At 60.4% G+C, this 23,243-nt stretch carries 24 protein-coding genes; 21 read left to right on the forward strand and 3 right to left on the reverse strand.

Annotation, left to right across the window (positions count from 1 at the left end; all coding sequences use genetic code 11):
- Nucleotides 1-368: 368 nt before the first annotated feature.
- From HWX48_RS01040 to HWX48_RS01115, 16 genes are all read left to right on the forward strand, one after another.
- Nucleotides 369-938 carry a ribosomal protein L7/L12 gene (locus tag HWX48_RS01040; protein ID WP_175953810.1) on the forward strand — a complete coding sequence of 190 codons (570 nt, stop codon included), beginning with the start codon at nt 369-371 and terminating at the stop codon, nt 936-938.
- Nucleotides 939-1,283: 345 nt separating this feature from the next.
- Complete coding sequence (locus HWX48_RS01045; RefSeq protein ID WP_254872896.1) at nt 1,284-1,481, forward strand: CopG family transcriptional regulator; 198 nt, start codon at nt 1,284-1,286, stop codon at nt 1,479-1,481.
- Nucleotides 1,478-1,849, forward strand: a complete 372-nt coding sequence (locus HWX48_RS01050) for a type II toxin-antitoxin system death-on-curing family toxin (RefSeq protein WP_175953814.1) — start codon at nt 1,478-1,480, stop codon at nt 1,847-1,849. The genes HWX48_RS01045 and HWX48_RS01050 overlap by 4 nt, the downstream gene beginning before the upstream one ends.
- Before the next feature lie 315 nt (nt 1,850-2,164).
- The gene (gene truB, locus HWX48_RS01055) at nt 2,165-3,166 is read left to right on the forward strand and encodes a tRNA pseudouridine(55) synthase TruB (RefSeq protein WP_175953816.1); all 1,002 of its coding nucleotides are present in this window, start codon (nt 2,165-2,167) and stop codon (nt 3,164-3,166) included.
- A 36-nt stretch (nt 3,167-3,202) separates the two neighbouring features.
- Complete coding sequence (locus HWX48_RS01060; protein WP_175953818.1) at nt 3,203-4,192, forward strand: bifunctional riboflavin kinase/FAD synthetase; 990 nt, start codon at nt 3,203-3,205, stop codon at nt 4,190-4,192.
- Between the two features lie 353 nt (nt 4,193-4,545).
- Nucleotides 4,546-5,070 carry a hypothetical protein gene (locus HWX48_RS01065; protein WP_175953820.1) on the forward strand — a complete coding sequence of 175 codons (525 nt, stop codon included), beginning with the start codon at nt 4,546-4,548 and terminating at the stop codon, nt 5,068-5,070.
- 21 nt (nt 5,071-5,091) lie between these two features.
- Nucleotides 5,092-5,778 (forward strand): hypothetical protein, encoded by a 687-nt coding sequence (locus HWX48_RS01070; protein ID WP_175953822.1) that lies wholly within the window; start codon nt 5,092-5,094, stop codon nt 5,776-5,778.
- Between the two features lie 69 nt (nt 5,779-5,847).
- The gene (locus HWX48_RS01075) at nt 5,848-6,495 is read left to right on the forward strand and encodes a hypothetical protein (RefSeq protein ID WP_175953824.1); all 648 of its coding nucleotides are present in this window, start codon (nt 5,848-5,850) and stop codon (nt 6,493-6,495) included.
- Nucleotides 6,496-6,690: 195 nt separating this feature from the next.
- The gene (locus HWX48_RS01080) at nt 6,691-7,182 is read left to right on the forward strand and encodes a hypothetical protein (protein WP_175953826.1); all 492 of its coding nucleotides are present in this window, start codon (nt 6,691-6,693) and stop codon (nt 7,180-7,182) included.
- 218 nt (nt 7,183-7,400) lie between these two features.
- Nucleotides 7,401-7,736 carry a hypothetical protein gene (locus HWX48_RS01085; protein WP_217701567.1) on the forward strand — a complete coding sequence of 112 codons (336 nt, stop codon included), beginning with the start codon at nt 7,401-7,403 and terminating at the stop codon, nt 7,734-7,736.
- A complete protein-coding gene (locus HWX48_RS01090; protein WP_175953830.1) occupies nt 7,723-8,445 on the forward strand; it encodes a hypothetical protein in 723 nt (240 codons plus the stop codon). Before HWX48_RS01085 ends, HWX48_RS01090 begins: the two co-directional genes overlap by 14 nt.
- A 193-nt stretch (nt 8,446-8,638) precedes the next feature.
- The gene (locus HWX48_RS01095; RefSeq protein ID WP_175953832.1) at nt 8,639-9,133 is read left to right on the forward strand and encodes a hypothetical protein; all 495 of its coding nucleotides are present in this window, start codon (nt 8,639-8,641) and stop codon (nt 9,131-9,133) included.
- Between the two features lie 142 nt (nt 9,134-9,275).
- The gene (locus tag HWX48_RS01100; RefSeq protein ID WP_175953833.1) at nt 9,276-10,541 is read left to right on the forward strand and encodes a peptidoglycan-binding domain-containing protein; all 1,266 of its coding nucleotides are present in this window, start codon (nt 9,276-9,278) and stop codon (nt 10,539-10,541) included.
- Between the two features lie 8 nt (nt 10,542-10,549).
- Nucleotides 10,550-11,254 carry an ABC transporter ATP-binding protein gene (locus HWX48_RS01105; RefSeq protein WP_175953835.1) on the forward strand — a complete coding sequence of 235 codons (705 nt, stop codon included), beginning with the start codon at nt 10,550-10,552 and terminating at the stop codon, nt 11,252-11,254.
- Nucleotides 11,251-12,378 carry an FtsX-like permease family protein gene (locus tag HWX48_RS01110; RefSeq protein WP_175953837.1) on the forward strand — a complete coding sequence of 376 codons (1,128 nt, stop codon included), beginning with the start codon at nt 11,251-11,253 and terminating at the stop codon, nt 12,376-12,378. The genes HWX48_RS01105 and HWX48_RS01110 overlap by 4 nt, the downstream gene beginning before the upstream one ends.
- A 154-nt stretch (nt 12,379-12,532) precedes the next feature.
- Nucleotides 12,533-13,867, forward strand: a complete 1,335-nt coding sequence (locus HWX48_RS01115) for a Fic family protein (RefSeq protein WP_254872897.1) — start codon at nt 12,533-12,535, stop codon at nt 13,865-13,867.
- A 68-nt stretch (nt 13,868-13,935) separates the two neighbouring features.
- Here the strand turns inward: HWX48_RS01115 and HWX48_RS01120 are convergent, their stop codons facing one another.
- From HWX48_RS01120 to HWX48_RS01130, 3 genes are read right to left on the reverse strand one after another with little or no spacing between them, the layout of a single operon-like run.
- A complete protein-coding gene (locus HWX48_RS01120) occupies nt 13,936-14,847 on the reverse strand; it encodes a CE1759 family FMN reductase (protein ID WP_217701568.1) in 912 nt (303 codons plus the stop codon).
- Nucleotides 14,844-16,037 carry a CE1758 family FMN-dependent luciferase-like monooxygenase gene (locus HWX48_RS01125; RefSeq protein ID WP_175953839.1) on the reverse strand — a complete coding sequence of 398 codons (1,194 nt, stop codon included), beginning with the start codon at nt 16,035-16,037 and terminating at the stop codon, nt 14,844-14,846. The genes HWX48_RS01120 and HWX48_RS01125 overlap by 4 nt, the downstream gene beginning before the upstream one ends.
- A gap of 46 nt (nt 16,038-16,083) precedes the next feature.
- Nucleotides 16,084-16,524 carry a MarR family winged helix-turn-helix transcriptional regulator gene (locus HWX48_RS01130; protein WP_175953841.1) on the reverse strand — a complete coding sequence of 147 codons (441 nt, stop codon included), beginning with the start codon at nt 16,522-16,524 and terminating at the stop codon, nt 16,084-16,086.
- A gap of 220 nt (nt 16,525-16,744) precedes the next feature.
- On the opposite strand from HWX48_RS01130, the gene rpsO reads away from it, so the two are divergent.
- The 5 genes from rpsO (at nt 16,745) to HWX48_RS01155 (ending at nt 23,239) form a co-directional block, all read left to right on the forward strand.
- Nucleotides 16,745-17,014 carry a 30S ribosomal protein S15 gene (gene rpsO, locus HWX48_RS01135; protein ID WP_124868065.1) on the forward strand — a complete coding sequence of 90 codons (270 nt, stop codon included), beginning with the start codon at nt 16,745-16,747 and terminating at the stop codon, nt 17,012-17,014.
- Between the two features lie 217 nt (nt 17,015-17,231).
- The gene (locus HWX48_RS01140) at nt 17,232-19,595 is read left to right on the forward strand and encodes a polyribonucleotide nucleotidyltransferase (RefSeq protein ID WP_175953843.1); all 2,364 of its coding nucleotides are present in this window, start codon (nt 17,232-17,234) and stop codon (nt 19,593-19,595) included.
- Between the two features lie 1,056 nt (nt 19,596-20,651).
- Entirely contained in the window at nt 20,652-21,170 is a 519-nt protein-coding gene (locus HWX48_RS01145; protein ID WP_175953845.1) for a hypothetical protein, read from the forward strand.
- Between the two features lie 154 nt (nt 21,171-21,324).
- Nucleotides 21,325-21,798, forward strand: coding sequence for a hypothetical protein (locus tag HWX48_RS01150; protein WP_175953847.1), 474 nt, complete (start codon nt 21,325-21,327; stop codon nt 21,796-21,798).
- Between the two features lie 142 nt (nt 21,799-21,940).
- On the forward strand, nt 21,941-23,239 hold the full coding sequence (locus HWX48_RS01155; protein WP_175954308.1) for a pitrilysin family protein: 1,299 nt from the start codon (nt 21,941-21,943) through the stop codon (nt 23,237-23,239).
- Nucleotides 23,240-23,243 lie beyond the last annotated feature (4 nt).

Consider the following 23,243-nt stretch of genomic DNA (forward strand, 5'->3'; position numbering starts at 1 on the left):
ATGCGGCGTCGGCCTCGACAAGCGGCGCAGGCCTCGACGGACTGGCTCCCGTGAACTGAAGCCGCCCCCAAGTCAATACTGCTGACTCACTGATGCTCTGCCGTACTCCCCACATTCGGGAGTGCGGCAGAGTCATTTTCTCTGGGGTGGGCACGAGGGGCAAAGGAGGAGAGTCACCTGCTAGCCTCAAAAGGCATCCTGTTATTGAAAGACTGGAAAGGATCACTGTGGCTCCGTTTCTTGACTCGCTGAAGAACTTTTTCTCCCGCTCTGTGCGAGGCATTCCTCCAACTCCTGAAGAGCACGCCGCTGAGGAAAGTTCTTTCCGCAGGCAAAGGGCGGAAAGCGTCACGGCTTGGGGAAGCGCAATGTCTTCGGACAGTGCTCGTGTGGAGGCGAGTCTGAGTGCGTCACCCATGGGTGGCCTTCCGGCAGATGCCCTTGTCGACATGACGCTCAAGGATGCTGGCGAGAGCCCTGCGAAGGTGATCGAGGTCATGATGGCAGCCTCTGGCATGAGCCTTATTGAGGCAAAGGCCTGCGTTGATAGCACCCCCGCTGTTGTTCTTCGCGCAGTGAGGGCAGACGAGGGACGTCAGTTCGCGCGCGAGGTGTCCATGGCCGGAGGGACGACCATATTGGCTCCGGCTGAAAGCGCCGTAACCTCCGATGTAGCTGTGTCTGATGCTGTGCCCGATGCTCTGGCTGATCTTCCGGACGATGCCGTTGCGGACCTGGTGTTGCGCGCGGTGGGCGCCGCGCCTGTGGCGGTGGTGAAGGCATTGTTTGCCCACTGTGGATGTGACCTGAAAGGGGCGAAGGACCTTGCCGATCAGGCGCCTGTCACCGTCATGGAGGGCGCATCGCTGGAGGTGCTTGTTCCTGCCTACCGCGCATTGCAGGAGGCGGGTGCTGAGGTGGAGGTTGTCGCCCACTAACTGCGTCTGGTTGCACTGGTGCGCCCTGGTTGCACTGGATGCGCCGGGCCCGGAGCTTTTCGATCGACCCGGCGCAACCAGTGCAACGCAGCGCAAGTGGTGCAACGGGAAGCCGTGCAACCAGGCGCTACCGGTGCAACCCGGGGCAACAGGTGCAACGTGAGGCCATGCACAGCGCAGAGTTCCAACAAACAAGTCAGTGTCCTGATGTACCCTTCTCAGAACTGTGCTGTAGAAAAACTTTGTATTACCCATCCAGGCATAACAGTGAGGTCCTCATGCTTGCGTTGTTCTGCCTCATACCGGGAAATACTGGTATCACATCGGTATCATTTTTCTATGGCGATGACATTACGACTGACCGAAGAAGAAGACGCTGCTCTCGTATTTCTTGCCGAACAGCAAGGAGTAAGCAAGCGTGAGGCAACAGTGCGCGCCATCCAAGAAAGTGCACAGAGGTTGGCGCATGAGACTCGTGTAGCCCAGGCCACCGATCGGGGTCTTGAGCGCTGGGCGGATGTGTTGGAGCGCCTTGGAAAATGACTGAGTTCCTCACACGGGAAGATCTTTTCTATCTCGTTGAGCGTCTTGGTGTGGGACCGATCCGAGACTTTGGCCTACTAGAAGCGGCGATGATGCGCCCGCGTACCAACCTGTATGGCGAGGATGTCTACCCGACGCTTCACCGAAAGGCTGCGGCTCTTCTTGAGTCTCTGGTGCGGAACCACTCGCTTGCTGACGGAAATAAGCGACTTGGCTGGTTAGCGACAGTTGTCTTCTATGACCTGAATGGTTACGAGTTTCGCCTCTCCGATGATGAAGCCTATGAGTTAGTGATCGCCGTGGCAGCCGGAGAACTCCCAGTTGATCTTCTTGCGGAGAAGCTGACTGAAGCAACACGGCCTCGCTGAATGAGTGCACACGCACGAATGCCTTCTGATTTCACTGGTGTGCCCTGGTTGCACTGGATGCGCCGGGTCCGGAGCTTTTCGATCGACCAGGCGCAACCGGTGCAACCCGGCGCAAGCGGTGCAACGGGAAGCCGTGCAACCAGGCGCAACCGGTGCAACACGGGGCAACAGGTGCAACGAGGCACAACAGGTGCAACGTGAGTGCCTTCCCTCCGCGTAAGTGGCACTCACACACGCCCTCAAGCCAGCACGCGGCCCCTTGCTACAATCGCTGGGGAAGCTGACCCTAAGAATCTGAACTGAGAACCCCCACCTATGGCGCGTAAAGCCGACCCCACTGCTCCCTCGGGCATCCTCATTGTTGACAAGCCTGCGGGTATGACCAGCCATGATGTTGTGGCGCGCGTGCGCCGCCTGGCCCGCACCCGCAAGGTCGGCCACGCTGGCACCCTTGACCCCATGGCCACGGGTGTCCTGATTCTTGGACTGGGTAAGGCTACGCGCCTACTGACATGGATCACCGGAGAAACCAAGGCCTACCTGGCTACCATGCGCCTGGGGGCCACCACCGCCACCGAGGATGCCGAAGGCGACATCACCTCCGCACGTGGATGCGCAGCCCTTAGCGATGCCGAGCTTGAGGCCGCCCTCGCCCCGCTGCGTGGCGACATTATGCAGGTCCCCTCCAGCGTGTCCGCGATCAAGGTCGACGGTAAGCGCGCGCACGCCCTCGTGCGCGAAGGCGTGGAGGTAGAACTGCCCGCCCGCCCGGTGCACATTGGCTGCCTGGCCAGCTCCGGGGAGCCTCGCCAAACAACAATGACCATCAACGAGGCCGACGCTGCCCGCGACATCCCCGTCGTCGACTGCGACCTCGTGGTGGATTGCTCCTCGGGCACCTACGTGCGCGCTCTGGCCCGCGACATTGGCGAGCACCTGGGCGTCGGCGCGCATTTGACCGCGCTGCGGCGTATCCGCGTGGGAGCTTTCGCGCTTGACGAGGCTCACCCCCTGGCTGACCTTGAGGAGATTGCGCGCACCCACGAGGAGTCGGGAGCGACAGATCGCCCGCCTTTGCCGATTATGCCGCTCAATGACGCGGTGCGAGCCATGTTCCCCGAGCTGGTACTGAACGAGCGTGAGACGGAGCTTTTCGCTCACGGTCAGGCGCCGCGCCGCCAGGGCGGGGAGCTGGAAGCTCTGCGCGAGCAGGCGGGGGAGGAGCCCATCGCTGTTATCGCCGCTGATGGGGTTACTGTTATGGGCTTGGCGCATATTGTCAACGACGCTGTGAAGACGATTTTGGTGTTCTCCTAAGGCGAGACCCTCGTGACGGAGAAAGAAGGAGCACTCGTGCAGGTTTGGACCTCGCTGGCTGATATTCCCACTGGCACCCAGTCGGTGGTGACGATCGGCAATTTTGATGGCATGCACCGCGGGCACCGCCGCGTCATCGCCACTTGCCGCGATCGTGCGCGCCGCCGCGAGGTTCAGGCCGTGGCCTGCACCTTTGACCCGCATCCGGTGAGTGTTCACCGGCCCGAGTCTGGCCTGGCCCTGATCAACCCCCTGCAGGATCGCCTGGATGCCATTGCTGCCAGCGGTGTGGATGCGGCCTTCGTCATCCACTACGACGAGAGCGTGTATTCCCTGACGGCTGAGGAGTTCGTCCGCACCTACCTGGTGGACAAGCTCGGCGCTGTGGAGGTCGTTGTCGGTGAGGATTTCCGCTTTGGGCGGGGCAATAGCGGCGACATTGACACCTTGCGTGAACTGGGCCGCGAGTACGGCTTTGACGTGGTGATGGTGGCCGATATTGAGGCTCCCGAGGGGCGACGCTGGTCGTCCTCGTGGGTGCGCGAACTGTTGGCCGAGGGCGATGTCGCGGGCGCGGCCCGCGTGCTTGGGCATATGCATCGGATTCGCGGCACTGTGGAGCACGGGTTTAAGCGCGGCCGTGAGCTGGGATTCCCCACGGCAAACCTGCACACCGGCATTGAGGGCGTGATCCCAGGGGACGGCGTGTATGCGGGGTGGCTGGTGCGCAATGTGCCCGGCACGACGGCGGGGGAGTTCTTGCCTGCTGCGATCTCGGTAGGGACAAACCCCCAGTTTGATGGTGAGAAACGCACCGTTGAGGCTCATGTGTTGGGGCGTTCGGATTTGAACCTATACGGCGAGCGGGTGGCTGTGACCTTCGTGTCGAAGATTCGCCCGATGATGACCTTCGATTCCCTTAATGACCTGTTGTGTCAGATGGATGATGATCTGCGTGTGACGGCTTTTGTGCTGGGGGTGGGCGTGTCGGGCCGTGTGGATCCTGCGGCTGTGACAGCTCACTAAGGGGCGTTACTTCTTTGGCCTGACGTGGCGGTGCCGTCTTTTTAATGGGGTGGCGGGTAGGATGCGGCTTGATTCTTGTAGAATGGTCAAATACGTGTAGGCTGTGAGGTGCAGAGTTTGAATGGCCGACGTTGGCCGTTGACGCATGGGGGCTCGTTATGGCGATGGCAAGGGTGCATCGGACACGCGCGGTTTCACGAGGGCGGTGGCGTCCTCTTGTTGCGCTGTGCGCGTTGGCAATAGGTGCATCTGGGTGTGCCTCTGCTGGTAGTGGTGAGGGGGCAGCAACAGAACGGAAGCTTGGTGAGTTTCTTCCCTCGTCCGCCGATGAGATCTCTAGTGGTGGAGACCCAATGGCGCCAGAGAATATGCGTGTTCCTTTTGAGATTCTTGATACTCCCAATAAGGCAAAGCCTTCCGCAGATTTTGAATCCTTCTACCGTCAAGAGACCGAGTACTACTTGAGTTTTTCAGACTGCATGAAGGAGCTTGGTTGGGGAGAACAAGAGGTGCTTGAACCGTATACTCCTCGAGTGGCAGTCCAGTTTAATGACTGGTGGTTGGATCGGGAGCGTTTTATTCAGGAAGGCTCAACATGTTTGGCGAAAGGCGGTCCGCAGCCCATGCCACCAGAGCTAAGTGTTGAAGTAGCTGAGGAAGAATACGAAAAGGCCAAGTCTGCTCACGAGTGTTTGGTAGCGCATGGGGCGAACTTGCCGGAGTTTCCTGCCAAGCAGACCTTCTTTGATTACTTTATTGGCAAGCGATACATGTGGGATCCTGCGCACAATTTTGGCATCGGGAAATTTGATCACAGCAATGATCCCTTGTTTGGGACAAAGCCGTTTAAGGCCATCTACGAGATGTGCCCGTGGTGACACGGGGGAGGGAGGGCGCAGGTGTTTCCATTTTCTAGACGACAAGGCTTCCTGTCCTTTGTTGTTGTGTTCGCCGCCCTCGCAGTGTTGACGGCAGGCTGTTCCGTCGGTGGAGAGAACGACGAACAGGTACAGTCCTTACGGAGCTATAGCGATACTTCATCAAGCGCGGCCGATGCTGGACCAGAGGGGGCGGAATCTTTACTGCCTCTCGATATATTGGATGGCGATAGGAAGGCTGAACCGTCTGAGAATTTCGCCGCCTACTACAAGGCAAATGGCGACTACTATCTGGAGCTCTCTCATTGCATGGAGGATAAAGGGTGGCCTGCTATTGAGCTCCAGGGGATCTATACCCCTCAAATGGGGATCCAAATGGCGGGGAGTGAAGTGGATCCCCAGCGATACGCGCGAGACTTCGATGCCTGTCAGGCCAGTGCTCCGCCGATCCCCATGCCGCCCGTTGCTACGCCCGAACTTGCTGAGGAAGAATACGCAAAGGCCAAGTCCGCTCACGAATGTTTAGTGGCGCATGGGGCGCGCATGCCAGAATTCCCGTCCAAGCAAAAGTTCTTTGATGACTTCCTCGTTCATCACGCCATGTGGAATCCGATGGTTGGCCTTGATGGCATCAAGATCGACATGGAAACCGACCCTCTTTTTAGCCAAAAATCTTCGCATGAGATTTACGAGATGTGCCCGTGGTGAGCAGGAGCAGGGAGTCCCAATGAGTCGACTGCACCTGGCCCCATCCCGGCCGCTCGTTGAGGAGGCATTATGACCGCACTGAGGCGCGCAGTGATTGTGCTGCTTCCCTTGTATCTTGCTGGCTGTTCGTCTGTGGAGGCTTCCGGTGCTGAGAGTGATGGCTTTGCCGCTTTCGAAGGGGGCGCTCTTGCTCAACCACAGAGCGTCAACGAGGAATCTTGGCCTGAGGAGCAGCTCCCTGGCGATATCCTCGAGCCTGAGGTTTTTGGTCCGGCCTCGGCGGATATTCAAACATGGCACAGAGAACGTACCGATCATTGGTATCGCATGTCGATGTGTATGGAAGGACGCGGGTGGCCTGCACCAACGGTCGTGAATCCATATACCCCGCATGTTGCTTTGGAACTTGATGGATGGTGGGGGAGCCGCGACCAGTATGTCTCGGATGTAAAGGACTGCTTGACCGAAGCTGGTCCGTATCCTATGCCTCCTGCATTTACCCGAGAATTGGCATTGAAGGAGTATGAGCGTGCTGTAGCTGCGCACTCATGTTTAATTGACCTCGGTGCACCACTGCCGGAGTTCCCATCGCAGCAGAAGTATGTGGACGATTTTGTCGTGAATAAATCTCCATGGTCTCCTCTGGAACATTTGACGCCCGACGACTATCCGCAAGACATGACTCTTGAACAGCTCTATGAACGATGCCCGTGGTGACAGGAGAGGGGAGTAGGAGTGGTTCGGATTTTTGAGCGACGAGGCATTTTACCGAGCGTTGCAGTATTCATAACCTGCGGCGTATTGGTATCAGCGTGTTCCGCTGCTGGTGAGAGTAACGAACAGGCGCAGTCGGTGCGAGGCTATGAAGGTGGCGACAGTGCTGTGAGCTCTGAGGCGCTCCCAACAGGGAGTATGACTGAGCTACCGCATGACATTTTGATTCCTAAAAATGAGGGTGCGCCTGCTACAACGGAGGCTGAATACATCAAGGTAAAGAGCGAACGTTATCTCTTTCTTGATGAGTGCCTGCAGGATAAAGGATGGCCTGAACAGATAGTTCATGATGCCTTCCGCTCGAAGGTTTCTGTCACCTTGCAGGGGTGGGAAAGTGATCCGACGCGCTTTGCGTCAGACGTCGAAACCTGCTACGAAGCTTATGGCCCATCTCCTGCGCCGCCTGCATTGACGAGGGATATCGCTGCGGAAGGTTGGGAGCGGCAGATGAAGGCGAGAGATTGCTTGAAGGAGAAAGGTTTTAGCTTGCCGGATCCACCGTCCCGAGAAGCATATGTGGACGCGCATATGCGTGGTGAGCCTACAGGGACCATCGAGCTGGATATCCGGAAGAATGAGGAACTCTCTAGTCTTGGCAGCGCATGGGCCTACGAGCAATGCCCATGGTGACAATGACCTGAGTGAGTGGGGTGAGAGTGTGGCAGTCTTCCTTGTGTTGAGGTCTGATGCTTTGTGTCGCCGCACTTGTTGTCATCCTTCCGACGATGGTTGAATGTTCACATTTGAGAAGAAAAAGATTATGTCCTAAAAACTCTTGACTATGGGTGTAGTGTGTGTAGCTTGCTTCTATCGCAGTAATGAGGCTGCGATAGACAAGAAAGGAAACGATGATGTTGACCAAGAAATCGCGTATGACGTCATTGGTGGCGATTGCTGCAACGGTGATGCTCGTCTTCTCGACGAATGCCGCAAATGCGGCACACCAGTCGGGGCATAGAACGTGTCGAGTTAACCAGGTCGGCGAGATCTCTGCCTTTGTATATGGAACAGGGCATTTGGAAGCGCCGGGAGACAACTGGAGAAGTCGTCGTTACTTCGATGCTTCACGCAAAGCCAGGTACGAGTACAAGAATGCATGGAGTCAGGGTGGAGGGCATTGGCTTGCTTATGCATCAAGGCACGTCTCTGCCGTGACTACAGGTTGCATCAATGGAAACTTCTGAAGTATGCGGAGCCGCATCCCGTCGGGGGATGCGGCTCCGCCCGCCGAAGTTCTTTTTTCTCGGAGTGTTACTGCTTTCCCTAAGCAGCCTCTCAGCTTGTGCTGGTCTGCCTGACGCTGGATCGTCTAATACGCAGAAGCATACAAATGCGGGCTTGTCTCCATACCAGGAAACAGTTGCCCAGTCAGACAATGCGCCCTCCAAGAGTGTCAATGGGGAAGAAGACTTGCCTCTCGATATTTTGGATAACCCGTTGAAGGCCGAACCTTCGGCTTCGCACGCTCAATTTGATCACGATTTGACGGAGTATTGGCTGAAATATAGTGGGTGTATGGAGGATCGAGGTTGGCCTGAACAAGAGGTCGAAGATCCTCATACCTCACTCGTTGCGATTCGTCTGGATGGTTGGTTTGGGCGAGTTGAGGCTTTCACCGCAGATACGCGCGCATGTTTTGAACAGCTCGGTCCAGCACCGCAGGGGCCGGAACCTTCGGTAAATAGCGCAGACGAGCTTTACGACAGCTATGTGGCATTTCACCAGTGCTTTACGGCTAAAGGCTACTCTTTGAGTGATCCGCCTTCACGCACTGTCTTTCGAGATGATGTTCTCGCAGAACGCATCCCCTGGATTCCTTACGCGGAAGCTATGGAAATTCCTGACATCCGAATTAACGGAATGAGAGCATTGTATGACATGTGCCCATGGTGAGCGGAGAAGGGGGGGATGGATGACAAGGTTTTCTACGGGCGGGGCGACTGTGCGTCGGATGTCTGTATTCGCGGCGGTTGTTCTGTCGGTGGCGGGCTGCTCTCAAGGGCTTCCGAGCGCTCAACAGGACGCAGGTGAAAGCCTGCGACCTCTCAATGCTGCTCAATCGCATGCACAGGGTGATGCTGATGAAGTGGACGAAACTTTCGAGGTTTTCTTCACCAACGCTCAGCGTGAAGCGCCGAGCGCCTCGTTGAAAGAGTATTACGAGGGGCTAACCAATTATTGGTCAGAAATCCTTGTGTGCATGGAAGAAAAAGGGTGGCAGGGGCACGCGATTGAGGATCCGAATACCCCGGCGGTTGCTGTCACAACGCCTGACTATGCCGGTCAGGAAACGTCCTATGTGAAGGACGGACGTGAGTGTGCGCAAAAGGCTGGCCCGATGCCGACAATGCCTGCACTCACGCGAGAATCAGCAGCCCAGGACTGCGAGGCACAAGTTGAATTCGCCCGATGCGCCGAGAGTCAAGGTTTTGATCTCTCGGACCCGCCTTCGTTGCAGCAATACACCGAAGAGTATCTTTCCGGCCCAGTGAAGTGGAACCCGCAGGTGGAACTCGTTGACACTGCTCAAATGACCCCCCGTGAGGTTTTAGAGTTTCGTGAGATCTGCCCCTATTGGTGAAGAAACGAACTGTCGAGGTGTTGTCGTCTAACCCCATGGACGGACGCAACTACCGCCCTCACGAAGAATCTCTCATCCTGGCCCGGGAGAGGTCATCCCACTTTCATTGACTATGGTTGACGCTAACGATAAGGAGGTTGTGATGACGGAACCTACCCCGCCAACGCTCCGCGAGGCTCACCAACCCGAGCCCGCCGCTCGCAGCACTGTCCGTGGGCGCAAGCGCTTTCCTGCAGGCATTCTGGCACTGGTTGCCGTCCTCGTCCTTGCAGGCGTGGGCCTCGGATGGGCGGGACGCACCCTCCTGCTCCCACCCCAAGAAGAACACACCGCCCGCACCTACGCCATCGCCACCACCAACGAAGGCAGCCTGGGCCGCACGCTGAAAATGGCGGTTGCTGCACAATGGCAAAGCGCCTCACGCCTCGTCGCTAAACGTGCGGGCACACTGACCTCCATCGACAGTGGGCGTTCAGGCAGGATCGGCGCAGGCGACGTGCTCTACACCGTTGACCTCAGCCCCGTCTATGTTCTACCCGGCACCGTGCCCGCCTTCCGTGACCTCGCAAAGGATGTTGAGGGCGAGGACGTCGCCCAACTGCAGGCCTACCTTTTCGACTACTGGGGATGGGGCCTGATCCCAGACGGTAAATTCGGCAACGCCACCGAACGCGCCCTCAAAGCCTGGCAAAAAGATCAGGACCTTGAAGAAACCGGCATGCTCCCCCTGGGGCAGGTGCTTTTCACCCCGGAACTTCCCGTGGGATTCGCCTGGGAGGACGAGGTGCAAGTCGGCTCCGAACTGCAAAGCGGCACCGCACTAGTCAAGGTCTACGGCTCCTCGCCAAGCTTCTCCATGAGGATCGCCGACACGCAGCTTGGGGCAATCCGCGAAGGCCTCACCCTGACGCTCAATCACGATGGACACCAATGGCCCGCCCGCATCGGCACCATCACCAAGGACGAAGAAACCAGCGAACTTATCGCTGAAATCCTCCCCCCTGAAGGCTCTGCAAGTATCTGCGCCCCCGACTGCCACCTCATCCCCGCCCAAGGCAAGCGAGGAATCGAAGCAAGCATCGTCGTCATCCCAGAGGCTACCGGCACGGTTGTGCCCATCAATGCCCTGCGCGTGGATGCGCAGGGTCAGCCGCTGATCCTGCGCGAGGACGGCGAGCAGGTGCCCGTTCAGGTGCTGACCACTGTGGGTGGGCAGGCCGTCGTGTCGGGCATTGAGGCCGGGGCGCGCGTGCGCGTTTGGGGAGAGGGCGCCACTTCCGGCAGCTCGGGTGGTGCGCCCAGCGAGGCGCCCGCCGATGGGCAAGGCGGCGCTGACAGCGATGGCAGCCCCGACGGTGAAGGTGACCCTGATACTGAGGGCAATGCGCCCCAATCGGCCAACTCCTAGGGGGCACGATGGCGACCTTGCGTGCCCACGAGGTGCACTTCACCTACCCCGGCGCCCGTGAAGAAGTCGTGACGAAGTGGAGTCACACCTTCAACGCCGGGCAGATCACCTCCATGACCGGAGAATCAGGCTGCGGCAAATCCACGCGCCTCTTCCTCGCTGCGCTGCTCATCCGCCCCAGCTCGGGCGAGATTCTCCTCGACGATGAGCGCGTCGATAATCTCTCCGACGCGCAACGCTCCCACATTCGCGCCCACAACTTCGGTTTCGTCTTCCAAGACAGCGCCCTGGATACCACCCGCACGGTCATCGACAACGTCGTTGAATCCTGCCTCTACCGCGGACAATCCGCCAGGGATCACGAGGCCTACGCCCGCGAACTCCTAGCGACCATGAACGTCAACGTTCCCCTTGACCGCCGCCCCGGCCAGATCTCGGGCGGGCAGGCCCAGCGCATTGCCCTGTGCCGGGCGCTCCTGGGCCGACCTCGCGTGATCTTCGCCGACGAACCCACAGGAAACCTCGACGCAGAAAGTGGGCAGGCAGTGATGAACATGCTGCGCCGCGCCGCCGACGAGGGCGCCAGCGTCATCGTTGTCACCCACGACCCGCAGGTTGCGGCCTTCTCCGACGAGCACGTGCACATTCCCGCACCCTCGCAGATCGCACTGCCAGGACTGGCAGAAGCACCGCGCATTGGAGGTGGGCAATGAGGGCGCGCCGATCGGGGGCACTGTGGCCCTTCCTACGAGAAATCATCCTGTCCTGCCGCGCTCAGCTCGTCACCTCCCTGGTGGTACTCCTCATCGCAGGTGGAGCCGTCGGTGCCGTCCTGGGAACGGCAGGCCTGTCCGCCGCCGCCCAGTCCAAGGTGCTCTCCACCGTGGATAATGTCGGCACCCGCTCCATCAGCATCTACGCCACCAACCCCGCCAAGCCTCTTGAACCAGACATCCTTGACGCCCTAGAAAAGCTCGACATTGTCGAATCCGTCATTGGATTTGGCGTCACCGTTGACGTGGTCAACGCCGAGCTCAACGCCGGAAAACGCGTGGGCGCGCGCCTCGTATACGGCGGTTTCGCCCGCGATCTACACCAGCGCGCCACCTCCCACGCTGCCGCACACTACGGGGATGGCCTGGCAGGCTTTGCTACCCCTGACGCTTTCGATCTGCTGGGCCTGCCCGCCGAGGGCGGGGGAGTGCGCGTCGCTCAGGAAGGGCGCGAGATTACCGTCATTGGGGATATCACCCTGCCCGAGCACCTGGCAGAACTGAGCCCCACGATCCTTGTGCCTGTTGAGCGCCCTGAAGGGTTGAGCGCGATCTTCCTGGCAGCGCGTTCAGCTGATGACCTCCCGCTGCTGACGGACTTGGTGCGCGGGCAGATGCGCGGCTACACCAGCCAGGAATACAACCTGGCAACCTCGCAGGCCTATGCCTCGCTGCGCGCAGCCATTGACGGCGAACTCACCGCCAGCTCCCACTCCCTAATCGTCGGAGTGCTGGGAGCGGGAGCCGGTGCCACCATGCTGGTGGTGTGGGCCGTCGTGCTGCTACGCCGCAAAGACCTGGGTCGCAGGCGCGCCCTCGGTGCGAGCCGACTGATGATTGTCGGCCTAACTGTCGGGCAGGTCGCAGTGCTGACCCTGCTGGGAGCAAGCGTTGGGGCAGGGGCGGCCTCGGCGGTTATGGCTGGGCTTGGCCAAGCTCTGCCTCCCTGGGATTTCCAGGCCGCAGTCGTGGTGGCCTTGGCGGCGGCCAGCACACTGCTGTGCATCGTGCCGGCCCTGTGGGCCGCTCAACGCGACCCACTGACAGAACTGCGAGTGCCCTAGAGACTGTCTGGGCTGTGTCTCCTAGTGGGCGTCTCCTAGTGGGTGCGATTCCACCCACCATCTACTAGTTACTGCTAATTTAGGCTAAATTAGCAGTAACTAGTAGATGGTGGGAGAGTTCAAAGAATCTCCCTGAGGGATGCGAGGACAGGCTATGAAAACTCCCATGCCGCCGCCAACACCATATGCCCAATTCGAGCATGACATGCTCCGCACTGCCTCCCCAGAAGCTATCCTGCGTCTCTTGAGTGCGAAGGTGGTTGAACCTGAAGGCTACGTCGACTGGGAATGGATCCGTTATCACCGCCCTCCCGAAGGATTCACGCGCGAGGAGTGGTGGTTACTATTGCGGGGTCAACGAGTGCGCACTGCGAAAAGTACCCCCTTTACATTGGTTGACGGCACGCCAATCACCTGGAATTACCCCGACAGCTTGTGGAAGCTCACGGATGAAATTACCGCGCAAGCGCGGGGAACTTTAGAGCTTCCGCAAGGGTTGGAGCGCTTGGAGCGCCCTCGTCACTACCTTGTCTCCTCGCTCATTGAAGAAGCAATCACATCCTCTCAAATGGAGGGGGCGTCCACCTCACGCGTCCGGGCAAAAGAGATGCTTCAGGAGGGCCAAAAACCCCGGGATCGTTCGGAACAGATGATTCTCAATAACTACGAGGTGATGACATGGTTGCGTGAGGTGAAGGAACAACCCCTGTCGGCTGATCTTGTCTTTGAGATTCACCGCAGAATTACCGCACAGACAATGGGGGATCCGTCAGAAGCAGGCCGTTTGCAACAGCCCGGGGAAGAGCGGGTGCGGATATATGGCGATCAAGGGCAGGAGCAGATTCTCCACATTCCACCGCCCGCGGAGGAACTGCCACAGAGGCTAGAGACCTTATGTGCCTTTGCCAACGGCGGGGGCGATGGGTACATGCCGCCGCTCCTGCGCGCCATCACGGTGCATTTCATGATGGGGCATGATCACTACTTTGTGGATGGAAACGGCCGCACTGCCAGAGCTGTTTTCTACTGGCTGCTTCTCAACCAAGGATTCTTCCTTGCCGAATATCTGTCGATTTCTCGCCTGCTTCGACGTGCTCCAGCACAATATGCGCGCTCGTTCCTACTTACTGAGCAAGATGAAGGGGATTTAACGCACTTCCTTCTTTTCCATGCACAGATTGTTTCTAAGGCAATTGATGAACTGCACAAGTATGTAGCGCGTAGGGCGAAGGATCAACGGGATATTATCGAGGTATTGCAGCACTCTGACGTCAATCTGCGGCAGATGGCACTGCTCAAGCAGATGGTTGTGGGCGAGATTTCCGGTGTAGATGTGAGCTTCTATCGGCAGAACTTTGGCGTTGCTCCCCAAACGGCACGCACCGATCTTCATGATCTTGTTGAGAAGGGCTTTCTTATTCAACGGTCCGATGGTCGCCGCCACTATTGGATACCTGATCCAAATCTGGGGCGGCGCCTGAAGTGGTGACGTTGACTCTCTGCTGGGTACTGCTAATTTGGGCTAAATTAGCAGTACCCAGCAGGTGGGGCCTTCCTTTAACGCTGCCCGAAGAGCTCTGTCATGGGGACGAAGTCAGCCAGATCGGGGCGCAAGCGACCACTCGTCCCATCCGACTTCAGCAGTGGTGCGGTCGAGCCAGCACCCGGTGCGCCGACAGGGCCGACAGCAGCGGGCGCGCCAACAGTAGCGGGTATGCCTTCAGCGCCAATAGCACTGCCGGAGTTGACGAGGCTCGTCGTCCCCACGCCAGGGGCAACGTTCCCCACCCGACTCTGCCCGGCGGCGTCGGCCTCGTCAGGCCGCCACTGGTGGCGGGCAGGCAAACGCACGGCATTGACCAAAGCAACGAGTTCGGCGCCAGCGCGGCGGATGCGCTCGGCAATGCCCGAAGCGGCGGAAGAACCGACGCCGCCAGACCCGGCGCCACTAGCCCCCACGCCGCCAGCAGGCATCCCCCACGCGGCCCCGAAATCCTCATTCGCCGCATACACGGCCGTCGGTACAACGTGGGCGCGCAAGGCAGAAAACAATGGACGCAACGCATGGTCAATAGCCAGGGAATGACGCGCCGAACCGCCCGTGGCACTCAGGAGAACCGGCCTGCCCGCCAGACGCTCGGTGCCCACCAGGTCAAAGAAAGACTTGAACACGCCCGAATAGGAACCCGCGAAAATCGGCGTCACCGCGATCACCGCATCGGCAGCCTCCAGAGCATCCAGGGCATCCTCCACGCGGGCAGCAGGCATACCCGTCACCATCACCTGCGCAACATCCATCGCCAGTTCGCGCAGCTCCAGAACCCGAACCTCAACCGCGCTATCAACCGAAGGGGCGACGGGTCGCAGAGCGGCAGCGCGCACGGCCTCGGTCAACGCGTCAGCAAGCATGCGCGTCGAGGACGGCACCGACAACCCAGCCGAGACAACAACAAGCTTCAACGCACTCACTGTCCTTCCCCTCCCTCACCGCGAGCCTTATCCTCGGCGCGCAGGCCAGTCCAGTTGTCACCAGTTTCGAAACGGTACTCAGCATCCCAGTCCGCCTCGCCAGCGGCGCGCAGGGCCTCGTCGCGAGCGGCAACGCGAGAAGCGTGAGTAGGAGCGTCAGGCACATCAGCGGGGCGCGCACTGTCGTAGGCCTCCCGCAAGGCGGGAGCAACCTCGGTACCCAAAATGTGCACCTGCTCGAGCACAACCTCCAGCGGCAGGCCCGCATGGTCGATGAGGAACATCATGCGCTGCACGTCGCCAAACTTGTCCCGCATCGCGGCGTAACGATCAATGACCTGCTGGGGCGAGCCCACCGTCAGCGGCGTATCCGCCATGAACTGCTCCAAAGACGGGCCATAACCGTACACCGGCGCGTGGTCGAAGTAGGGGCGGAAGAAGTCAACAGCCTTCTGGGAATCCTTATTCATAAAGACGTGCCCACCCACGCCCACAATCGCCTGATCGGCGCGGCCGTGCCCGTAGTGCTCGTAGCGCTCGCGGTAGAGGTCGATCATGGCCTTGGTGTGCTCTTCCTTCCAGAAAACATTGTTGTGGAAGAACCCGTCCCCGTAGTAGGCGGCCTGCTCGGCAATCTGAGGCGAGCGGATCGAGCCGTGCCACACGAAAGGCGCAACCCCGTCGAGCGGGCGCGGCGTGGAGGTGAAAGAGCGCAGGGGAGTGCGGTGCTTGCCTTCCCAGTTGACCACATCCTCATCCCACAGGCGACGCAGCAGGTCGTAGTTTTCGATGGTCAGCGAGATGCCGTCACGAATGTCCTTACCAAACCACGGGTAGACCGGGCCGGTGTTGCCGCGCCCGAGCATCAGGTCATTGCGCCCGTCGGAGAGGTGCTGAAGCATGGCGTAGTCTTCGGCGATCTTCACCGGGTCGTTGGTGGTGATGAGGGTCGTGGCCGTGGTCAGGTGGATGCGGCTGGTTTGGGCGGCAATGTAGGCCAGTGTGGTGGTGGGGGAGGAGGAGAAGAACGGCGGGTTGTGGTGTTCGCCCAGGCCAAAGACGTCCAGGCCCGCTTCTTCGGCGGCCTTGGCAATCTTAACGACGGCTTTGATGCGTTCACCTTCGGTGGGGGTGCGTCCGGTGGTGGGGTCGGTGCTGATGTCGGAAACGGAGAATACGCCGATGTGCATGGTGCATCCTTTGGGGTGTGGTGCCGGTTGTGTGTGGCGCGGGGGTTTAAGAAGTGAGGTGGTCGCTCAGATGGGCGAGGGCGAGGCCGAGGGCCTGTTGGTCCTTGGCGCTGAGGGCGTCGAAGAAGTGTTCGCGCACGTATTCGTGGTGGTGGGGCCGTATCGCTTCGATGGCGGCCAGGCCTTCTGGGGTGAGGGCGAGGCTGACCTTGCGGCGGTCTTCGGGGGAGGTTTCCTTGGTGACCCAGCCGCGTTGGCTCATGCGGGACACGGAGCGGGACAGGCCCGAGGTGGTCACGAGGACGGTTTCCTTCAAACAGGACATGGAGAGTTGGTGTTGGGGGGCGTGGTAGAGGGAGATGAGGACGTCGTAGTCGGATAGGCCGATCTGAGCGCGCGCCTGCAAGTCAGCCTCTGCGCCCGCAAGTATTCTTGAGGCGGTGAAGAGGTAGCTTTGCCAAGCATCCCAGTCCTGATGTTGAGTCATGAGAAGAATGTAGCATGAAAATTGATTGCGTGCGCAACTAATAACGGGTGTGCTCCATCACCTGCTGGAGAGAGGAAAGAGGAATGGGACACCTTATGGTGACGAGGGCATTCAGATGAGGCTGAGCGTGCTAACCTAGACAAGCCGTCATATCGGCCACGGAACGTATGCCCTGCAGAAAAGCTGTGGAGCTCCGTGCAACGACACAAAGGAGAAGCCTGTGCCGCTGAGCAAGGACGTCAAGGACCAGATCATCGCCGAATACGCTACCCACGAGGGCGACACCGGCTCCCCCGAGGTCCAGGTTGCGCTGCTGACCCGCCGCATCAAGGACCTGACCGAGCACTTCAAGACCCACAAGCACGATCACCACTCCCGCCGTGGCCTGCTCCTGCTGGTTGGTCGCCGCAAGCGCCTGCTGGGCTACCTGGCCGACATTGACATCGAGCGCTACCGCTCCCTCATCGAACGTCTCGGCCTGCGCCGCTGATTTGTCACCGGCCCGGATCCATCTGGAACCGGGCCGGTTCACTACGTAGAGGACAACGCCGCAGCCGACCCGGTTTTCGACAGTGGCTTACGGACCGCTGGTCACCTCCCCCGCAAGGAGTACGCGATCGACGACGCCGTGGGCTTCGATCGAAGGCCGACTCGGGGCGTGAATCCTCACCATGTTTCACAGAAGTAACACCAAGGAGAAATTCCCCATGATGGAAGGCCCCGAGATCATCGCAGCAGAAGCGATTATCGACAATGGCCGTTTCGGCAAGCGCGTCGTGCGCTTCGAAACCGGCCGCCTGGCCAAGCAAGCCGCAGGTAGCGCCATGGCCTACCTTGACGACGAAACCGCGATCCTGTCTGCCACCACCGTTGGTAAGCAGCCCAAGGATCAATTCGACTTCTTCCCCCTGACAGTTGACGTTGAAGAGCGCTCCTACGCAGCAGGCCGGATCCCCGGCTCCTTCTTCCGTCGCGAAGGCCGCCCCGGCACCGAGGCCATCCTCGCTGCCCGCCTCATCGACCGCCCCCTGCGCCCCGGCTTCGTGAAGGGCCTGCGCAACGAGGTTCAGGTTGTCGAAACCGTGCTCGCCGCACACCCTGACGACGCCTACGACGTCCTCGCCATCAACGCCGCCTCCATGTCCACCCAGATCGCCGGCCTGCCCTTCACCGGCCCCATCGGCGGCACCCGCTTGGCCCTCATTGACGGCCAGTGGGTGGCATTCCCTCGCTGGTCTGAACTGGAGCGCTCCGTCTTCAACATCGTCGTCGCCGGCCGCATCGTGGTTGCCGAAGACGGCAGCGAAGACGTCGCCATCATGATGGTCGAGGCCGGCGGCGGCGAAAACCAGTGGGATCTCATCGCCGCTGGCGCCACCGCACCCACCGAAGACGTGGTCGCTGACGGCCTCGAAGCCGCCAAGCCCTTCATCCGCGTCCTGTGCGAAGCCCAGCTTGAGGTCGCCAAGACCGCCTCGAAGGAAACCGTTGAATTCCCCCTGTTCTTCGACTACTCCGACGAACAGTACGCAGCTGTTGAAAAGTGGGTGGGCGACAAGCTCGCCGCCGCACTGCTCACCGAGGGTAAGAAGGCCCGCGAAGAGGCCGTTGACGCCGTGCGCGCCGACATGCTTGACGCCCTTGCTGAAGAGCACCCCGAGGCCGAAAAGGAACTCAAGGCAGCCTTCCGCTCCCTCGAGAAGTACACCATCCGCCAGCGCACCCTGCGTGAGGGCATCCGCCTTGACGGCCGTACCCCCACCCAGATCCGCTCCCTGGGCGCCGAGGTCGAGGTCCTGCCCCGCGTCCACGGCTCGGCCATCTTCGAGCGAGGCGAAACCCAGATCATGGGCGTGACCACCCTGGCCATGCTGCGCATGGAACAGCAGCTGGACAACCTCTCGCCGGTGACCGCCAAGCGCTACATGCACCAGTACAACTTCCCGCCCTTCTCCACCGGTGAAACCGGCCGCGTGGGTTCGCCCAAGCGCCGCGAGATCGGCCACGGCGACCTGGCAGAGCGCGCCCTCAAGCCCGTCCTGCCCAGCCGCGAGGATTTCCCCTACGCCATCCGTCAGGTTTCCGAGGCTCTGGGCTCCAACGGTTCGACCTCGATGGGCTCTGTCTGCGCCTCCACCCTGTCCCTGCTCCAGGCCGGCGTGCCCCTGCGCGCCCCCGTGGCCGGCATTGCCATGGGTCTGATGACCGGCGAGGTTGACGGCGAAACCAAGTCCGTCACCCTCACCGACATCCTCGGCGCTGAAGACGGCTTCGGCGACATGGACTTCAAGGTCGCTGGCACCGCTGAGTTCATCACCGCCCTGCAGCTTGACACCAAGCTGGACGGTATCGACTCCCAGCTGCTGCGCGCCGCCCTCGCCCAGGCCCGCGACGCACGCCTGGCTATCCTCAACGTCATCAACGACGCTATTGACGGCCCCGATGAGATGAGCCCCTACGCTCCTCGCATCATCACCGTCCAGGTGCCTGTTGACAAGATCGGCGAGGTCATCGGCCCCAAGGGCAAGATGATCAACCAGATCCAGGACGAAACCGGCGCTGACCTGACCATCGAGGACGACGGCACCGTCTACATTGCCGCCGTTGACGGCGCAGCCGCTGAGGCCGCCCGCGCCATGGTCAATCAGATCGCGAACCCCCAGATGCCTGAGGTTGGCGAGCGCTTCGTGGGCACGGTCGTCAAGACCACCTCCTTCGGCGCTTTCGTCTCCCTGACCCCCGGCAAGGACGGCCTGCTGCACATCTCGCAGGTGCGTCGCCTGGTGGGTGGCAAGCGCGTGGAATCCGTTGAGGACGTCCTAGCTGTCGGACAGCAGGTTGAGGTTGAGATCGCTGAGATCGGTGACCGCGGCAAGCTGTCCCTGCACGCTGTTGTTTCCGAGGAAATGGAAGCAGCTGCTCAGGAAGAAGCTGGCGAGGACGCTCCCCGTGAGCGCTCCGAGCGTGGCGAACGCTCCGAGGGCCGCCGCGATCGCGGCGAACGCCGCGAGCGTCGTCCCCGCACCCGCACTCGTCGCAAGCGCGAAGACGCTGACGAAGCAGGGGAGTGAGACTTCCGACTTCCTGTCTTAAGCGCGCACTGTTAAGGGTGCCTAAGACACGCATAGTCTGAAAGAGGGCCTGGGGTGGTGACTGCCAAGCAGTCACCACCCCAGGCTTTTGCTGCTCCTGAGCGCTTTGGTGCGCCTGAGCGCTGTTGGTATGGGGTATGCCCCCTACCGAAGGCGCTGTGCCGTACCAATGGCACTGAGTCGGTCCAGTACCTTGGCGCTGAGGTGTACCAATGCCCAGGCCCTGTGCCTGCCCGGGCGCTTTGGTGTGCCTGGGCGCTGTTGGTGCGCCTGGGCGCTGTTGGTATGGGGTATGCCCCCTACCGAAGGCGCTGTGCCGTACCAATGGCACTGAGTCGGTCCAGTACCTTGGCGCTGAGGTGTACCAATGCCCAGGCCCTGTACTTACTCGGGGCTATTGTTATGCCCAGGCTCTGTGCTTGCCTGGGCGCTTTGGTGTGCCTGGGCGTCGTTGGTGTGCCTGGGCGCTGTTGGTATGGGGTATGCCCCCTACCGGAGGCGCTGTGCCGTAGCAATGGCGCTGAGGTGTAGCAATGCCCAGGCCCTGTGCTTACTCGGGGCTATTGTTATGCCCAGGCCCTGTGCCGTACCAATACTGCTGAGGTGTAGCAATGCCCAGGCCCTGTGCCTGCCCGGGCGCTTTGGTGCGCCTGGGCGCTGTTGGTATGGGGTATGCCCCCTACCGAAGGCGCTGTGCCGTACCAATGCCGCTGAGGTGTAGCAATGCCCAGGCGCTATGCTTGCCCGGGCGCTGTTGGTGTGCCTGGGCGCTGTTGGTATGGGGTATGCCCCCTACCGGAGGCGCTGTGCCGTACCAATGCTGCTGAGGTATACCAATGCTGCTACGCCGTACCAATGCTGCTACGCCGTACCAATGCTGCTGCGAGCCAGAAATAGCGACCATCCGCAGGAGGTAACGGACGAAAGGCTGGTGTCGTGTGCCGAGGAATGGGCAGGTAAATCTGTACCGTAGATGGCGCTGAACTGCGTAAAAGGTTAGGCTAGGACAAAAGCTATCAAAGAAGAGGCAAAGTCATGGCAGCAGAACAAGGCGCCCCCAAAGCAGTAGTCGCAACCCTGAGCGTCATCCTCGGTGTCGTCGTCGGTGTCGTTGGCACCTACGCAGTGATGAGCGCCTGGAACCTGACGCCACACACCGGTGCTGAACCCTCCATGCCCGACGATGTTGTTGCCTGCACACAGATCGGCGCCCAAGGCGGCATCAATATTGCCCTGCCCACCAAGGAAATCACCCCCGGCTCCAAGGCTCGTCTCACCGTGGACGATGGAAGTGGGACCCTCCTCTCCGCAGAAATTACAACGGCCGCTAATGACAGCGGCCAGGACTACCTCTTCCTGCCCGTCGACTACGGCTACGAGGTCGACCTCGCCGTTACCCTCACCTACACCAACGCCCAAGGGCAGGAAACCACCCTCACGGCCAAGGGCCAGCCCGTCCTCGTTGAACCCAACGGACCCGAATGCCCACCCCACGTCTACCAGCTCAACCTCGATGTCAAGGACGGCGCCCTACTCCCCAGCACAGAAGAATAAAACCCAAAATAACGACTGTGGATTCCCCTCTATGACGCTTTAAAGCGAGTTAGGCTTTACAGGAAAATTCGTTGAGGCGCACATAGAGGAGGGGAGTTTAATGGGTGCTGAGGTAAAACGGGGCCCACTTCACTCTCGGGGATTCATCGCAACCATGAGCGCCTTGCTGGGCGTAATCGTCGGTGCTGCAAGTCTCTTTTATGTCGTGGACACATGGGGACTACCCCGTTTCCTCATGGAACGAAGCAGCCAGTATGACGGCACGCCAGAGTGTTCTTTGGCTCCCATGCAAGGAGGCATCACTGTCCGCTTCCCTCTCGATGATGTCCTTATGAGAACCACGGCCACGATCTATGTCAACACTGGCAATGACGAGGTCTACACGGCCTCAGCCTCAATACAGGAAGGGCATGACGGTAAATTCTGCCTCTCACTACCGCTGGACTACGACCTCGAATCTGCCATACGAGTCAAACTGGTTTATCAGCGGCGTGCTGGTGGAGAGGCAAGTTTCACGCGTTTTGTGCCCCTCCGGCCAACAATCTCGGAAGCAACGGGAGACGCAGTCGTTTATCGGGCAGACCTTGATCTTGTCAATGGCCGCCTGATCCCGCGTAGTGACAGATAGAGCACCGCAGCTACCGAGCGCAGTAAACTCATGGGGAATGCCCCCACTCCATGAGGAACCTCCATTGAGCTCACCCTTCATTGAACTGCCGCTCTTCGACGAAACACCGGCCTCGCCTAGCGGCACCACCCACCCCGCAGCGATGAGCTTCGCCGACGGCGACACCACCGTCACCCGCACCATCCTCCCCTCCGGCGTGCGCATTATCAGCCAAGAAGTGCCCGCCACACGCTCGGTTGGTGTGAGCATGTGGGTGCCCGTGGGCTCCAGGGACGAACTTCCGCAGCACGCGGGCTCCACCCACTTCCTCGAACACCTCCTCTTCAAAGGCACCGCGAAGCGCAGCGCCCTCGACATCGCCTCCGCTTTCGACGGTGTGGGCGGTGAGTCAAACGCGGGCACCGGCAAGGAAACCACCGACTACTGGGCGCGCGTCCTCGACGCAGACCTGCCCATGGCCGTGGAAACCCTCACCGACATGGTGACCGGCTCCCTCCTTGCGCCCGAAGCCTTCGAAACCGAACGCGGCGTCATCCTCGGCGAACTCGCCATGTCAGAAGACAGCCCCACCGAGGTCGTCCACGAAGCCTTCCAACTCGCCATCCATGGCGACACCCCCCTGGGACGCCCCATCGGTGGAACCAGCGACATTATCCGAGCCGTCCAGCGCGACGACGTGTGGGACCACTACCACACCCACTACGCGCCCAATAACCTCGTCGTCGCAGCCGCTGGCAACGTCAACCACGACGCCCTCGTCGACAAGGTCATCGAAGAGCTCGAAAAGTCCCCCTGGACGGAGGCCATGAAGGACTACTCCGTCCCCCGACCCAGGCGCAGCACCGACAGCGCCCAGGCAACCTACCGTGACCCCAATGAAGGCCCCGACGCTGGCGACATCATCCGCTACCGGGACGTCGAACAGGCCCACATTGTTATCGGCGCCCCCTCCATGCGAGTCGGCGACGAACGCCGCCCCGTCATGTCCGTGCTCCTCTCGGTTCTGGGTGGCTCCATGTCCTCGCGCCTCTTCCAAGAAGTCCGCGAAAAACGAGGCCTGGCCTACTCCACCTACGCCTTCGACTCTGCCTACTCCGAAGCCGGAGCCTTCGGCATGTACGCCGGAACCTCCCCCGCGAAGCTGGCTGAAGTCGAGCGCATTATGACCGACCAACTCCACCTGCTCGCCGCCGACGGCCCCACCGAGGAGGAACTGGTTCGCGTGCGCGGCCAACTGCGCGGCGGCCTCGCCCTCGGCCTAGAGGACAACTGGTCACGCATGTCGCGCGTGGGACGCTCCGAAATCCAAGGCCGCTACCTGACCGTCGGCGCAGCCCTGCAGCGCCTTGAGGCCGTCACCGCCGAACAGGTGCGCGAACTGGCCGCTGAGCTGGCCTCGCACGCCCTGCGCCGCGCCGTCGTCATGCCGAAAAACCGCTGAACGC

Source organism: Schaalia sp. Marseille-Q2122, from assembly GCF_903645355.1.
Lineage (GTDB): Bacteria > Actinomycetota > Actinomycetes > Actinomycetales > Actinomycetaceae > Pauljensenia.

What these genes read in the sequence shown, in the direction of transcription:
- HWX48_RS01040 (WP_175953810.1), top strand. Translation starts at nt 369, where the DNA reads ATGTCTTCGGACAGTGCTCGTGTGGAGGCGAGTCTGAGTGCGTCACCC.
- HWX48_RS01045 (WP_254872896.1), top strand. Translation starts at nt 1,284, where the DNA reads ATGACATTACGACTGACCGAAGAAGAAGACGCTGCTCTCGTATTTCTT.
- HWX48_RS01050 (WP_175953814.1), top strand. Translation starts at nt 1,478, where the DNA reads ATGACTGAGTTCCTCACACGGGAAGATCTTTTCTATCTCGTTGAGCGT.
- truB (WP_175953816.1), top strand. Translation starts at nt 2,165, where the DNA reads ATGGCGCGTAAAGCCGACCCCACTGCTCCCTCGGGCATCCTCATTGTT.
- HWX48_RS01065 (WP_175953820.1), top strand. Translation starts at nt 4,546, where the DNA reads ATGGCGCCAGAGAATATGCGTGTTCCTTTTGAGATTCTTGATACTCCC.
- HWX48_RS01075 (WP_175953824.1), top strand. Translation starts at nt 5,848, where the DNA reads ATGACCGCACTGAGGCGCGCAGTGATTGTGCTGCTTCCCTTGTATCTT.
- HWX48_RS01080 (WP_175953826.1), top strand. Translation starts at nt 6,691, where the DNA reads ATGACTGAGCTACCGCATGACATTTTGATTCCTAAAAATGAGGGTGCG.
- HWX48_RS01085 (WP_217701567.1), top strand. Translation starts at nt 7,401, where the DNA reads ATGATGTTGACCAAGAAATCGCGTATGACGTCATTGGTGGCGATTGCT.
- HWX48_RS01090 (WP_175953830.1), top strand. Translation starts at nt 7,723, where the DNA reads ATGGAAACTTCTGAAGTATGCGGAGCCGCATCCCGTCGGGGGATGCGG.
- HWX48_RS01100 (WP_175953833.1), top strand. Translation starts at nt 9,276, where the DNA reads ATGACGGAACCTACCCCGCCAACGCTCCGCGAGGCTCACCAACCCGAG.
- HWX48_RS01105 (WP_175953835.1), top strand. Translation starts at nt 10,550, where the DNA reads ATGGCGACCTTGCGTGCCCACGAGGTGCACTTCACCTACCCCGGCGCC.
- HWX48_RS01110 (WP_175953837.1), top strand. Translation starts at nt 11,251, where the DNA reads ATGAGGGCGCGCCGATCGGGGGCACTGTGGCCCTTCCTACGAGAAATC.
- HWX48_RS01115 (WP_254872897.1), top strand. Translation starts at nt 12,533, where the DNA reads ATGAAAACTCCCATGCCGCCGCCAACACCATATGCCCAATTCGAGCAT.
- HWX48_RS01125 (WP_175953839.1), bottom strand. Translation starts at nt 16,037, where the DNA reads ATGCACATCGGCGTATTCTCCGTTTCCGACATCAGCACCGACCCCACC.
- HWX48_RS01130 (WP_175953841.1), bottom strand. Translation starts at nt 16,524, where the DNA reads ATGACTCAACATCAGGACTGGGATGCTTGGCAAAGCTACCTCTTCACC.
- HWX48_RS01140 (WP_175953843.1), top strand. Translation starts at nt 17,232, where the DNA reads ATGATGGAAGGCCCCGAGATCATCGCAGCAGAAGCGATTATCGACAAT.
- HWX48_RS01145 (WP_175953845.1), top strand. Translation starts at nt 20,652, where the DNA reads ATGGCAGCAGAACAAGGCGCCCCCAAAGCAGTAGTCGCAACCCTGAGC.
- HWX48_RS01150 (WP_175953847.1), top strand. Translation starts at nt 21,325, where the DNA reads ATGAGCGCCTTGCTGGGCGTAATCGTCGGTGCTGCAAGTCTCTTTTAT.
- HWX48_RS01155 (WP_175954308.1), top strand. Translation starts at nt 21,941, where the DNA reads ATGAGCTTCGCCGACGGCGACACCACCGTCACCCGCACCATCCTCCCC.